Source organism: Streptomyces sp. NPDC107559, assembly GCF_055657365.1.
The window spans coordinates 52,325-64,939 of the sequence record NZ_JBVKBD010000019.1; the positions used below are offsets into that span (position 1 = coordinate 52,325).

Consider the following 12,615-nt stretch of genomic DNA (forward strand, 5'->3'; position numbering starts at 1 on the left):
AGCACAGTCTAGGCACCGGGAGAACAGTGTTCTCCCGGGTGAGTGACGTTCACTCGGGCTGAACGCGATATATCTTGTCTCGGTGCACGGGTTGCGCTATATCTTAATGAACGCTGTTCTCTCGGTGAGCGCTGTTCTGTTAAGGTGAACAGCGTTCTCCGTGCCGGTCGCCCGTCTCCGGGCCGACCGGTGGACCGGGCAGTCGTATCCATTCATCCGTCCCACCGCGCCCGCGGGTCGTCACCGCGGCGCGGCCTCTCGCGAGGAGTACCGATGTCCACCACCGGTGTCGCGTCCACCGAGACGCCCACCGACTCGCCAGCGCCCTACCGGTGGCGCTGGGCTGCGCTCTTCGTGATCCTCGCGGCCGAGGTGATGGATCTCCTCGACGCCGTGGTCACGAACATCGCCGGCCCCTCCATGCGGGCCGATCTCGGCGGCGGAGCCTCCACGTTGCAGTGGCTCGCCGCCGCCTACACCCTCTCGATGGCCGTCGGGCTCGTGACCGGCGGACGGCTCGGGGACATCCACGGACGCCGCCGGATGTTCCTGGTGGGCGCCGCCGGATTCACCGTGGGCTCACTGCTGTGCGCGGTGTCCGTGTCGCCCGAGATGCTGATCGGCGCCCGGGTCGTGCAGGGGCTGTTCGGCGCGGTGATGCTGCCCCAGGGCCTCGGCATGATCAAGGAGATGTTCCCGCCGAAGGAGTCGCAGAAGGCTTTCGGCATGTTCGGCCCGGTCATGGGACTGTCCGCGGTGTGCGGACCGATCCTGGCGGGCTGGCTCGTGGACGCCGACTACTTCGGCACCGGCTGGCGGATGATCTTCCTGATCAACCTGCCGCTGGGTGCCGCGGCCATCCTCGGTGCCCTGCGCTACCTGCCCAAGGGTCGGTCCGGCAGCAAGCCCCGCCTCGACATCCCCGGCATGTTCCTGGTCTCGCTGGCCGCACTGCTCATCATCTTCCCGCTGGTCCAGGGCCGTGAGTACGACTGGCCGGTGTGGACGTTCCTGATGATGGGCGCCTCCGCGGTCGCCTTCGTCGCCTTCGCCCTGTACGAGTCCCGGCGCAGCAGGGCCGGCCTGGACCCGCTGGTCGTCCCCAGCCTCTTCCGCAAGCGGGGCTTCAGCGGCGGCATGACCCTCGGACTGGTCTTCTTCTCGACCATGCAGGGCTTCATGCTGGTCTTCAACCTCTACACCCAGATCGGCCTCGGCTACTCCCCGCTCAAGGCCGGACTGGTGATGGTGCCCTGGTCGGGCGGCATGATCGTCGGCTTCGGCATCGCCCAGGGCGTCGCCCGGTTCGGCCGGGCCGTCCTTCAGGCGGGCACGCTGGTCATGGCGCTCGGCGTGTTCGGCGTGTGGCTGACCCTCGACCAGGTGGGCAGCGGTGTCGGGCCCTGGCAGCTCCTGCCGTCCCTGCTGGTCACCGGTATCGGGATGGGCCTGCTCATGGCGCCGTTCTTCGACATCGTGCTCGCCAGCGTCGAGCAGCACGAGACCGGTTCGGCCTCCGGCACGATGACGGCGGTCCAGCAGCTCGGCGGCGCCTTCGGCGTGGCCCTCCTCGGGACCGTCTTCTTCGGCCTGCTGGGCGGCGGGATCGCCGACGGCGTCGACCACGAGTCCGCCGGCCTGCGACGGCAGCTGACCGCCGCTCAGGTGGCGCCCGCCGCCCAGGACCGCGTCGTCGCGGACCTGCGTACCTGCGCCTCGGACCGTGCCGTCGCCAAGGACCCGGAGGCGACGCCCGCGTCCTGCGCGCGTCTGGAGAAGGACACACGGTCCGCCGTGACCTCGCCCGAGGCCGGCGCCCGGATACCCGCAGTGCTCCAGGCCACCGCGTCGTCGGCCTTCGAGAGCGGGTTCGGCTCCGTGATGAAGTCGGTGCTGTGGATCGTCGACGGGATGCTCGCCCTGACCTTCCTGCTGGCGTTCCTCCTGCCGCGTCAGGCCCGCCCCGAGGGGGGCGCCGGGCACTGAGCCCCGGCCTGCGCACCGGCGGCGTCGGACCGAACGGCCGGGCATCCCCGTACCGGGGGGTGCCCGGCCGTCCCGTTCCCGGCGCCACCCGCGGTTCGCGATCCCGCAAGGGGCGTTCGATGCGCCCTGCGTACAATTTGGACTCGAACGACGTTCGCGACGCGACGTCCTCCTCCCACGAAGGAGCGTGCCCGTGCCGGGACAGCGATCCATCAGCGAGGCCGAGAAGCTGGCCCAGGCCAAGCTCGGCGGCATTCGCGTCCACCGTGAACAGATGGCCGTCGTCGCGAACATCTACCGCGCGGCCTCCGCGGTGCGCCAGCACCTGGAGAACTCGGTGCTGCGCGGCCAGGATCTGACCTGGACGGCGTTCGTGGTGCTCTGGGTGGTCTGGATCTGGGGCGAGTCGGAGACCCGGCACGTGGCCGAGGAGGCGGGAATCTCCAAGGGGACCCTGACCGGGGTGGTGCGCACCCTGGAGGGCCGCGGGCTGGTCAGCCGGACGGGGCACCCCTCCGACGGAAGACTCGTGCTGCTCAGCCTCACGGACGACGGGGAGGCGCTGATGCAGCGGCTGTTCCCGCAGTTCAACGAGGAAGAGGCGTTCGTGACCTCGCGGCTCGACGCCGACGAGTGCCGGAGCGTCGCGGACGGCCTGCGCCAGGTGGTGCTTCAGGTCGAGGAGTCGGGCGAGGAGCGACGCCTCGCCCTTCTCGACGGCGCCGAGCCGGCCCCGCGCCGCAGCGGACGCCGTCCGAAGGCCTGAACGGCAGGCGCGGCGGAGGCAGTCCGAAGGCCTGAAGGGCAGGCGCGGCGGACGCGGTCCGAAGGCCTGAACGGCAGGCGGGCGGCGGGGCGTCAGGCACGCCCCGCGCGGGCGGCGCCCACGAGAGCCTCGAAGAGGCCCTGCTGTGCGGGGTCTTCGTGCGCGGTGTCCTCGGGGTGCCACTGGACGGCGGTGAACCACCCGGCGGAGCCGGGGAGTTCGAGTCCCTCCACGGTGCCGTCCGCGGCCCGTGCCGTGACGGCGAGCCCGTCGCCCAGGCGGTCCACCTGCTGGTGGTGGTAGCAGGAGGCCTCGGCCTTGTCGGCGCCCACGGCCTGTTCGAGCAGGGTGCCGCGCTGCACGGCCACCGGGTGCACCAGGTGCCGGTGCTCCTTCTCCGGTCCGCCCATGTCCTGTTCCAGGGTGCCGCCCAGGGCGACATTGACGACCTGGAGTCCCCGGCAGATCGCCAGCAGCGGCAGGCCCGACTCCAGCGTGCGGCGGGCGACCTCCAGGTCGAAAGCGTCCTGGACGTCGTCGACGTCGTACACCGCGTCATGGGTGTCGGTGGCGCCGTAGCGGTGCGGGGCGAGGTCGCCGCCGCCGGGCAGCAGGACCCCGTCGAAGCGGCCGAGGCGGGCCGCGACGTCCGTGGCGGCGGGGTGGACGCTCACCGGCTCGCCGCCGGCCCGCCACACGGCCTCCACCAGGGCGCGGGCGTTGACCTCGGCGGCGTAGCGCAGCGCGGAGGTGGTGGCGGAGAAGCGGGCGGGGATCGCGATCAGCGGTCGTACGGGTGCGGTCACAGCTGGATCCAGGTGGTCTTGAGTTCGGTGTACTTCTCCAGGGCGTGCACGGACTTGTCGCGGCCGTTGCCGGACTGCTTCATGCCGCCGAAGGGAACGCCGAGGTCGCCCTCCTCGTAGCAGTTGACCCAGACGGTGCCGGCCTTCAGGGCGCGCGAGACCCGGTGCGCGGTGGACAGGTCGGAGGTCCACAGGCCCGCCGCGAGCCCGTACTCGGTGGCGTTGGCCAGGGCCACCGCCTCGTCGAGGTCGTCGAAGGTCAGCACCGACAGGACGGGCCCGAAGATCTCCTCGCGGGACAGCCGCATGCCGGGCTCCACCCGGTCGAAGACGGTGGGCCGCAGAAAGCTGCCGCCGGTCTCGGTCAGCGTGCGTTCGCCTCCGGCGCGCAGCCGGGCGCCCTCGGCGAGTCCCGTGCCGACGTGGTCGAGGACCCGGCCGAGGTGGCCCGCGCTCACCAGGGCGCCCATCTCGGTGGCGGGGTCGAGGGGGTCGCCGACGCGCAGTGCGTCCGCTCGCGCCACGATGGCGTCGGTGACCTGGTCGGCGACGGAGGAGTGGACCAGCAGCCGGGAGGGGGCGGTGCACATCTCGCCCTGGTTGAAGAAGATGCCCCAGGCGGCGGTGGCGGCCGCCTTCGCCAGATCGGGGGCGTCGGGCAGGATGATGTTGGGCGACTTGCCGCCCAGTTCGAGCCAGACCCGCTTGAGGTTGGAGTCCGCGGCGTAGTGCAGGAAGTGGCGGCCGACGGCCGTCGAGCCGGTGAAGGCGAGCACGTCGACGTCGGGGTGCAGACCGAGGGCGCGGCCGGCCACCGGCCCGTTGCCGGCCACGACGTTGAGCGCGCCCGGGGGCAGTCCGGCCTCGGTCGCGATCCGGCCCAGCAGCAGCGCGGACAGCGGGGTGTTCTCGGAGGGCTTGAGGACGACCGTGCAGCCCGCGGCGAGCGCCGGGGCGACCTTCCAGCCGGCCAGCGTCAGCGGGAAGTTCCAGGGCACGACCGCGCCGACCACGCCGGTCGCCTCCCGGGTGACGAGGGCGAGGGCGTCCTGCGGGGTGTGCGGGGACTCGTCGGTGAGCTTGTCGGCGAGCTGGCCGTACCAGCGGAAGGTGGCGATGACCGCGCGCAGTTCGATGGCGTGGGCCTCGGTGACCGGCTTGCCCATCTCCAGGCTCACGGTGAGCGCCAGTTCCTCGCGCCGCTCCTCGAGCAGGTCGGCGATCCGCAGCAGCACCCGGCCGCGTTCGGCGGGGGCCAGCCGCGGCCACGGCCCGGTGTCGAAGGCGCGCCGGGCGGCCGCGACGGCCGCGTCCACCTCCGCGGTGCCGCCGTCGGCGACCTCGGCCAGGATCCGGCCGTCCCGCGGGGAGACGACCGTGAAGGTCGCTCCGCTTCCGGGCTCGTCGGCGCCGTCGATGTGATGGGCGCCCGAGACCTTCCAGGACTCGGCACGGCGCAGCCACTCCTCGTGGGTGATGTCCGGCATTCGGGAGACCTCCACAATCTGGTTTGGATTCAAACGATACGATCGCCGGACGAGCCGCCGCAAGAGCGTGGCGGCAGCTCACGGGATCGGGCCGGCCGCGACGCCGGACCGGGTGAAGGGGTGTTCAGCGTGCGCGCACTCGTCGTTCTGCACGACCATGTGACGGAGCCGGGACTGGTCGGGGCCCGCCTCGCCGAGCGGGGTTACGAGCTCACCACGGTGACCGTCGTACCCGAGGACCGGCATCACTCGCCCGACGTGCGGTTCGACTTCCCCGGGGCGGAGGGCTGGGACCTGATCGTGTCGCTCGGCGCCCCCTGGTCGGTCTACGACGAATCCTCGGTGGGCGGCTGGATCGGCGGCGAACTCGCCCTGCTGCGCGAGGCCCACCGGCTCGGCATACCCGTCCTGGGCGTCTGCTTCGGCGCCCAGGCGCTCGCCACGGCCCTCGGCGGCTCGGTGGCCGCCGCCGGCCGTCCCGAGATCGGCTGGGTGGAGGTCGACACGGACGACGCCTCCCTGGTGCCGGCCGGCCCGTGGTTCCAGTGGCACTTCGACCACTGCCTGCTGCCCGACGGCGCCGAGGAGCTGGCCCGTACCGACGTGTGCGTGCAGGCCTTCCGGGTGGGGCGCTCGCTCGGCGTGCAGTTCCACCCGGAGATCACCACGTCGATGGTGCGCGGCTGGATCGACCTCGGCGGACGGGAGCAGTGCCTGCGGGAGGGCGTCGACCCGGACGAACTGTTCACCCGCAGCCAGGCCATGCAGGAGCAGGCGCGCGTGAACGCCCGTCGGCTCGTCGACGCCTTCCTGGACCGGGTGGCGGGCGCCGAACGCTGACGACGGCGCCCCCCGGCGCATCCGGAAGCGCGTCCGGATGCGCAGGGGGGGCGCCGGGGACGGCCCGGTGGCGGGAGGGACACCACTGCCCCGGTGCGGCCGGGGTAGCCGGGCCGTACCGGGGCAGTGCGGGCGGGGGTGCCGGTCAGCTCTCCGCCACCGAGGTCTGCCGTCCGTCCCGCCGCACGCGGGCGGTGACGACGCCGGCCAGCAGGACCACCGGCACGGCCGCCTCCAGCCAGTGGGCGGTGGTCGCGTCACCGCCGATGAGCGTCGCGAAGTTGGCGATGATGAGCCAGATCGCGCCGGCGATGCCGAGCGCGCCCAGGGAGGGGGCGATCAGCGTGTTCCACGGCCGGGTGTCGGCGCCCGAGCGGCGGAAGAAGACGACCACGGAGACCGAGGTCAGGAAGTAGAGCAGCATCATCCCCAGCACGGCGACACCGCTGAACCAGGAGAAGAGGGTCAGCACCGGGTCCTTGCCCATCAGGGCGAACGGCATGACCAGGAGCAGCGCCAGCACGGTCTGGGTGATGCCGGCGGCCCAGGGCGAGTGGCGGGTGTTGAGCGCGGTCAGCCCGCGGGGCAGCAGGCCTTCGCGGCCGAGGGAGAACAGGTACCGGTTCGCGGAGTTGTGGAACGCCAGGATGCCCGCGAAGAGCGAGGTGGCCAGCAGGACCGGCAGGACGTCGGAGGTCCAGCCGCCGAACAGGGCCGTGATGGGCGCGAAGACGAACGTGGTGGCGTCCCCGGAGGCCAGCGCCTTGCCCGCCGCGTCCGTGGCCGTCGAGGCTCCGTGCGCGGAGATCAGCATCCACGAGGTGAAGGCGAAGAAGCCGGTGACCACCGCGACCGAGAGGTACGTGGCCCGGGGGACGGTACGACGCGGCTCGCGCGCCTCCTCGCCGTAGATCGCGGTGGCCTCGAAGCCGAACATCGACGCGATGGCGAACATGACCGCCACACCCGGCGCCCCCTGGAGCGCCGCCGAGGGGGAGAAGCTGTCGGTGAGGCCGAGCCCCTCGGGGCCGCCGCCCTTGAAGAAGGTCACGAGGGCGAAGGCGATCAGGATGCTGAACTCGGCGAGCACGAAGACCGCCAGGACCTTGGCGCCCATCTCGATCCCGGCGGCGCCGAGGATCTGGACGACGACCATGGTGATCAGGGTCCAGACCCACCAGGCCACCTGGACGCCGGTGTAGTGCTCGACCAGGCCGCTCACCGTCGCTCCGTACAGCCCGTACATGGCGGCCTGGATGGCGCAGTAGGCGAAGAGCGCGACCCCCGCGCTCCCGGAGCCGGTCAGGCGACCCAGCCCCTTGCCGATGTACGTGTAGAAGGCGCCTGTGTCCACGACGTGCCGCCCCATGGCGACGAAGCCGACGGAGAACAGCAGGATCACGGCGCCGGCGCCGAGGTACGCGGCGGGGGTGCCGGCCCCGTTTCCGATGCCGACGGCGATGGGCACGGCGCCGGCGATGCCGGTCAGTGGCGCCTGGGCCGAGAGAACGAAGAAAACGATGCCCAACACACCGAGGGAGTTGGGCTTGAGGCCGCCGGCCTTGGTGGGCTCCTGTGCGGTCCGCGCCTCGACCGCTGCTTGACTGTCCACGCGAAATCACCTACTGGGGAACGGGAAGGGGTGTTTCGTTTCAGGCCAAACGAGTTGCCTCATCCTGGGCTGGAACCCTCCGCTTGGCAAGAGTTCCGGCGACGTTTTTCAGGCTGACGAGGGCTCCTTGCGGATCTGTGACCTGGTGCGGACGCCGGCCGCAGGGGCACCGCCTCGCGAGGCCGGCGGCCGTGCTCATGGCGAAGGGCCCCGGACACAGGTCCGGAGCCCCTCCACGCGGTGATGACCCCGCCGGGCAGTCGGTGAGCCGGCCGGTCGGTCAGCCGGTCATGCGTCCGTCGCATTCGTGACGTCCGTGCCGTGTGCCCCCGCGAGCAGCCTCAGCAGCGCCCGCAGTTCCTCCAGGGCCGCGTCGGTGACCTCCCGCTCGCCGAGGACGAGCTGGTGCAGCACGAGGCCGTCCAGGGCGGCGAAGACCAGCCGGGACAGCGCCGGGCCGGCATCGTCGGGGAGTATCCGGTCGAGTTCGCGTCGGGTCGCGCGGAAGTACTCGTCGTACAGGGTGCGGATCTGCGGCAGCAGTTCCGGCCTGCGCCGGGCCTCCAGCAGCAGTTCGTACTGGAACGCCTGGATGCCGGGGTCCGCCTCGACCATGTCGGACAGTTCGGCGGAGAAATCGGCGATCCTGCCGGTCCCGGGCTCCAGGGCGCTGGTGTTCAGGGAGGTGCGGATGGTGTGGGCGAGCGTCTCCTCGATGAGCGCGTCGCGGGAGCCGAAGTGGTGCACCACCAGACCGTGGGTGACTCCGGCCTCCTCGGCGACCGCCCGGTAGGTGAGTTTGCGCAGTCCGCCCTCGGCCACCACGCGCACGGCGGCGTTCAGCAGCGCCGTACGCCCCTCGCCGTAGTGCAGGCGCTTGCGCGGCCTGCGGGCGGGGGAGTCAGCGGAGTCGGTCATGGTCGTGACCCTATCGGCCGGATTCGAACGGGAGCGTCGCAGATAGGAACGCCGCACCGGGGTGCTACTCCTCTCCCCGGTGCGGCGCTGTCCACGGGCAGCGGTCAGTCCCTGCGGGGCGCCCGGACGCCGCGGAACTCCCAGTCGCCGCCGAGCGCGGTCGACAGCACTTCCTCGGACTCGGTGGGCTGGGCGCCGACGTCGGTGCGGATGGCGGTCGGGCCGGTGACGATGTGGTTGGTGAGGCGGCCGAGGCCCTCCACCTCGACCTCGACGACGTCACCCGGCTGGACCGGACGGGAGTTGGCGGGCGTGCCGGACAGCAGCACGTCACCCGGGTGGAGGGTGATGGTGCGGGCGATGTCGGCGACGAGGTAGTGCATGTCCCACTGCATCTCGTCCGTGGTGCCGTCCTGGACGACCTCGCCGTTGACGTAGGTGCGCAGGCTCTTGCCGTGGAAGTCCCAGTCGGTGACCAGGCCCGGGCCGAGCGGGCAGAGGGTGTCGGAGCCCTTCACCCGGAGCATGGAGCCCGCGTCGGTGTCCCGGAAGTCGTGCAGGCCGTAGTCGTTGGCGACCGTGTAGCCCGCGATGTACTCCCCGGCCTCCTCGGGGGAGATGTTGCGCGCGGTCCTGCCGATGACGATGGCGACCTCGCCCTCGTAGTTGAGCCACTTGCAGCCCTCGGGACGCACGATGGCGCCCTTGTGGGAGTTGAGCGCCGAGGTCGGCTTGTGGAAGTAGGTGGGCGTGTCGGGGAGGGTGATCCCGAACTCGTCCACGCGGCTGCGGTGGTTGAGGTGGACGGCGATCACCTTGGACGGGACCACCGGAGGCAGGTGCTGGGCCTCCTCGATCTTGACGCGGCGGCCGTCGCCGGCGACGAGTTCGTCGCCCTCGACGGTGACCTGGACGGCGGCGCCGTCGAGGAGGATGCGGCGGTACTCGGGCATGTCGTGGCTCCTAGCGGCTGTGGGGGGTGCGCGGTGCGCGGGGGGCGGGCAGGCCGGCGCCGGTCCAGCCGTCGGCCGGGCGGTCGAACCAGAGGTGGACCTGGCCGGTGCCGATGGAGTTCTCGTACTCGCCGTACTGGCGGGCCTTGGCGGTGCAGGCCTGCTCGCCGAGGGCGCCGGCCATCATCAGGTAGTGGAAGAACCTCGCCTCGGGCTTGTACTTCCAGAACTCGTCCATGGTGTCGAGGACCTTGTCGTGGCGGCCCTCCTTGAACCAGGCGATGCGCTCCAGGTCGGCGGCGCGGGCCTCGGGGGTGAAGATGTGCGCCGGGTCGCTGGACTCGTGCTCGCGCAGCTGGCGCAGCGGCCAGAACGTGTGCGACAGGGCGCCGGAGGCGATCAGCAGGACGCGGCGGCCGGGCGTGGCGGCGATGCCGTCGGCCAGGGCGCGGCCCAGGCGCAGATGGTCCTCCATGTCGCCGGTCTGGCAGACGCCGATGGTCACCCAGCGCTTGTCCGGAAGGCCCTCGCCGAGGAACTTCCAGAGGTTGATCGTGGCGTAGTAGACCGGCAGGTAGTCGTCCTCGATCGCGGTGATCCAGGTGCCGTGCTTGTCGGCGAACCGCGCGATGTTGTGGGCGAGTTCGGGGTCGCCGGGGTAGTCATACGGCATCCGGCACATGCCGCGCGGCAGTTCCTCGGAGGTGAACAGGCCGGCCCGGCGGTGCTGTGCCGTGGCGACGAACTCGACGGTGGTGGCCCAGTGCGAGTCGAGGACGACGACGGTGTCGTAGTCGTCGCGCTCGAACACCTCCTTGCGGAGCTGGTTCAGGCCGGTGACGAGGGTGATCTCCTTGCCCTCGTTCAGCTCCAGCCGGGTCTCCTCGGGGAGCACGATGGTGGGGACATGGGCCAGCAGACCCGCCCCGACGATCTCACCCATGGTCCTGCCATCCCTTCGGCGCGGTGACGGTGTTCTTGACGTCGCAGTAGAAGTCGAAGCTCCAGGTGCCGCCCTCGCGGCCGACACCGGAGTGGCGGGAGCCGCCGAAGGGCGCCTGGAGGTCCCGTACGAAGAAGCAGTTGACCCAGACGGTGCCGGCCACCAGCCGGGCCGTGACGCGCTCGGCGCGCGCGGGGTCGCCGGTGGCGAGGGTGGCGGCGAGACCGAAGCGGGTGTCGTTGGCGAGGCGGACGGCCTCGTCCTCGTCGGCGAAGGTCTGGAGGGTCAGGACCGGGCCGAAGACCTCCTCCTGGACGATCTCCGAGTCCTGGGCCACGTCGGTGAGCAGGGTCGGCGCGTAGTACTGGCCCTCGCCCCGGTGGCCGCCGATGACGGCGCGGGCCCCGGCGGCGAGCGCCCGCTGGACGAACCCGTCGATCTTCTCCAGCTGACGCGGGTGGATGTTGGGCCCGATGTCGGTGGCCTCGTCGCGCGGGTCGCCCTGGACCAGCCGGCCCGCCTTCTCGACGAAGCGGCGGGTGAACTCCGCCGCGACCGTCTCCTCGACCAGGAAGCGGGTGGCGGCCAGGCAGACCTGTCCGGCGTTGTCGTACTGCTCGACCGCCAGGTCGACTGCGAGGTCCAGGTCGGCGTCGGCGAAGACCAGCAGCGGGGACTTGCCGCCGAGTTCGAGGCTGAGCGGGGTGAGCTGAGCGGCCGCCGACTGCGAGATCCGCTTGGCGGTCGGGACCGAGCCGGTGAAGCTGATGCGGCGCACGTCCGGGTGCGAGGTGAGGGCGTCGCCGATCTCGGAGCCGTAGCCCTGCACGACGTTGAACACACCGGCGGGCAGACCGGCCTCGGCGGCGATGTCGGCCAGCAGGGAGGCGGTCAGCGGGGTCCACTCGGCGGGCTTGAGGACGACCGTGTTGCCGGCCGCGAGCGCCGGGGCGATCTTCCAGGTGGCCAGCATCAGCGGCGCGTTCCACGGGGTGATCAGCACCGAGGGCCCGGCCGGGTCCCAGGAGACGTGGTTGGTGTGGCCGCGGGTCTCGAAGTCCGCGTGCTCCAGCTTCAGCAGCCAGTCGGCGAAGAAGCGGAAGTTGTGGGCGACGCGCGGCATCACACCGCGGCGGTGCGAACGCAGCAGGGCGCCGTTGTCATGGGTCTCGACGATCGCCAGCTCTTCGATGCGCTTCTCCACGCCGTCGGCGACGGCGTGCAGCAGCCGGGCGCGCTCGGCGCGGGGCGTGGCGGCCCAGCCGGGGAAGGCGGCCTTGGCGGCGGCCACCGCGGCTTCGGCCTCGGCGGCGGTGCCCCGGGAGATCTCGCCGAGGACGCTGCCGTCGATCGGTGAGACGTCGGTGAAGGTGGCGGGGGAGGCGACGCGTTCGCCGCCGATCCAGTGCCGGGTGTCGACGGCGACGCCGGCCACGGTGATGGTGTGCTCGGTCATGTCCGGTCTCCAGGTCGTGTGCTGATGCGTGCGGGGGTTATTCGGCGCCGGAGGTGCCGGACTCCAGCAGCCGGCCGCCGTCCCAGACCACGCCGACCTGCCGGTAGTACGCGGCGATGGGCTCGTGGATCTCCAGCCGGGCCAGTTCCTCGGTGGGCGCCTCGAAGAGCTCCAGCTCGGCGTCGCCGGTCCAGGCCTGCCCGGCCTCGAAGGAGGCGGCGCCGGTCTCGATCAGCTCGTCGAGCGCGAGACCCTTGCCCTTCTCGACGGACGGCAGCCAGCGGTGGTGGGCCATGGGGTGGGCGTTGACGAAGCCGTTGGTCTCGGACGGTTCGCGCAGCGTCACCACCGTCTGGGCCAGGCGCCGGTCCGCGGCGGCGAGCGTGGCGCCGAAGCGGGCGCCGGCCTCGATGCGCGGGGCGGGGCCGTAGGGGTGCGGGCGGGTCTGGTGGATCGAGCCGAGCTTCTTCGGGTAGCCCTGGTGCAGGCCCCGGGCGATCGCGAAGTCCTTGTCGACCCAGATGTACACGCAGCGGGAGTACGTCCTGCCCTGGTACCGGCAGCGCACGACCGCGAACGCCTCCTTGTACTGGGAGAGCACCGGGTCCAGCAGCTCGTCGCCGGACGCCGAGCAGGACTGCCAGTCGGCCCAGATCAGCGCGACCGCGCCCGGGTCCTCGTCGGCGAGCTCCAGCGGCTCGGGCAGCAGCTCCCGTACGCGCGCGGGGTCCGTGCGGTACTCGACGGTGAGCAGGTCGCCGGAGTAGCGCCACGGCGGGTTCGGGATCAGCGACGAGGCGCCGCTCGTGGTCTTGGGGTGGAAGAAACCACGGACTGGGGACATGGCG

General features: G+C 71.8%; 11 protein-coding genes. 3 read left to right on the top strand and 8 right to left on the bottom strand.

All coding sequences use genetic code 11. The annotated features are described in order from the left end of the window. Nucleotides 1-273: 273 nt before the first annotated feature. Nucleotides 274-1,986: an MFS transporter gene (locus ACZ7OY_RS36605; protein ID WP_472249888.1), complete on the top strand. Its 1,713-nt coding sequence runs from the start codon at nucleotides 274-276 to the stop codon at nucleotides 1,984-1,986. A 193-nt stretch (nucleotides 1,987-2,179) separates the two neighbouring features. Further along, complete coding sequence (locus tag ACZ7OY_RS36610) at nucleotides 2,180-2,752, top strand: MarR family winged helix-turn-helix transcriptional regulator (protein WP_384736400.1); 573 nt, start codon at nucleotides 2,180-2,182, stop codon at nucleotides 2,750-2,752. Nucleotides 2,753-2,844: 92 nt separating this feature from the next. On the opposite strand, the gene ACZ7OY_RS36615 is transcribed toward ACZ7OY_RS36610, so the two are convergent. Beyond that, entirely contained in the window at nucleotides 2,845-3,558 is a 714-nt protein-coding gene (locus ACZ7OY_RS36615; RefSeq protein WP_472249889.1) for a gamma-glutamyl-gamma-aminobutyrate hydrolase family protein, read from the bottom strand. Further along, a complete protein-coding gene (locus ACZ7OY_RS36620) occupies nucleotides 3,555-5,045 on the bottom strand; it encodes an aldehyde dehydrogenase (RefSeq protein WP_472249890.1) in 1,491 nt (496 codons plus the stop codon). The genes ACZ7OY_RS36615 and ACZ7OY_RS36620 overlap by 4 nt, the downstream gene beginning before the upstream one ends. A gap of 129 nt (nucleotides 5,046-5,174) precedes the next feature. Between ACZ7OY_RS36620 and ACZ7OY_RS36625 the strand changes: the two genes are divergently transcribed. After that, nucleotides 5,175-5,885: a type 1 glutamine amidotransferase gene (locus ACZ7OY_RS36625; RefSeq protein ID WP_472249891.1), complete on the top strand. Its 711-nt coding sequence runs from the start codon at nucleotides 5,175-5,177 to the stop codon at nucleotides 5,883-5,885. Between the two features lie 145 nt (nucleotides 5,886-6,030). On the opposite strand, the gene ACZ7OY_RS36630 is transcribed toward ACZ7OY_RS36625, so the two are convergent. The 6 genes from ACZ7OY_RS36630 to ACZ7OY_RS36655 form a co-directional block, all read right to left on the bottom strand. Then, nucleotides 6,031-7,497, bottom strand: a complete 1,467-nt coding sequence (locus ACZ7OY_RS36630; RefSeq protein ID WP_472249892.1) for an APC family permease — start codon at nucleotides 7,495-7,497, stop codon at nucleotides 6,031-6,033. Between the two features lie 288 nt (nucleotides 7,498-7,785). Next, a complete protein-coding gene (locus ACZ7OY_RS36635; RefSeq protein ID WP_472249893.1) occupies nucleotides 7,786-8,415 on the bottom strand; it encodes a TetR/AcrR family transcriptional regulator in 630 nt (209 codons plus the stop codon). A 104-nt stretch (nucleotides 8,416-8,519) separates the two neighbouring features. Then, nucleotides 8,520-9,368 (bottom strand): fumarylacetoacetate hydrolase family protein, encoded by an 849-nt coding sequence (locus ACZ7OY_RS36640; RefSeq protein ID WP_472249894.1) that lies wholly within the window; start codon nucleotides 9,366-9,368, stop codon nucleotides 8,520-8,522. A gap of 10 nt (nucleotides 9,369-9,378) precedes the next feature. Further along, the gene (locus tag ACZ7OY_RS36645; RefSeq protein WP_472249895.1) at nucleotides 9,379-10,311 is read right to left on the bottom strand and encodes a 3,4-dihydroxyphenylacetate 2,3-dioxygenase; all 933 of its coding nucleotides are present in this window, start codon (nucleotides 10,309-10,311) and stop codon (nucleotides 9,379-9,381) included. Beyond that, a complete protein-coding gene (locus tag ACZ7OY_RS36650; protein WP_472249896.1) occupies nucleotides 10,304-11,767 on the bottom strand; it encodes an aldehyde dehydrogenase in 1,464 nt (487 codons plus the stop codon). The genes ACZ7OY_RS36645 and ACZ7OY_RS36650 overlap by 8 nt, the downstream gene beginning before the upstream one ends. A gap of 37 nt (nucleotides 11,768-11,804) precedes the next feature. Beyond that, the gene (locus ACZ7OY_RS36655; RefSeq protein ID WP_472249897.1) at nucleotides 11,805-12,611 is read right to left on the bottom strand and encodes an acetoacetate decarboxylase family protein; all 807 of its coding nucleotides are present in this window, start codon (nucleotides 12,609-12,611) and stop codon (nucleotides 11,805-11,807) included. Nucleotides 12,612-12,615 lie beyond the last annotated feature (4 nt).

Bases quoted from the DNA above. Each gene is read 5' to 3' on its own strand.
- ACZ7OY_RS36645 (WP_472249895.1), bottom strand. From the start codon at position 10,311: ATGGGTGAGATCGTCGGGGCGGGTCTGCTGGCCCATGTCCCCACCATC.
- ACZ7OY_RS36605 (WP_472249888.1), top strand. From the start codon at position 274: ATGTCCACCACCGGTGTCGCGTCCACCGAGACGCCCACCGACTCGCCA.
- ACZ7OY_RS36620 (WP_472249890.1), bottom strand. From the start codon at position 5,045: ATGCCGGACATCACCCACGAGGAGTGGCTGCGCCGTGCCGAGTCCTGG.
- ACZ7OY_RS36635 (WP_472249893.1), bottom strand. From the start codon at position 8,415: ATGACCGACTCCGCTGACTCCCCCGCCCGCAGGCCGCGCAAGCGCCTG.
- ACZ7OY_RS36640 (WP_472249894.1), bottom strand. From the start codon at position 9,368: ATGCCCGAGTACCGCCGCATCCTCCTCGACGGCGCCGCCGTCCAGGTC.
- ACZ7OY_RS36650 (WP_472249896.1), bottom strand. From the start codon at position 11,767: ATGACCGAGCACACCATCACCGTGGCCGGCGTCGCCGTCGACACCCGG.
- ACZ7OY_RS36655 (WP_472249897.1), bottom strand. From the start codon at position 12,611: ATGTCCCCAGTCCGTGGTTTCTTCCACCCCAAGACCACGAGCGGCGCC.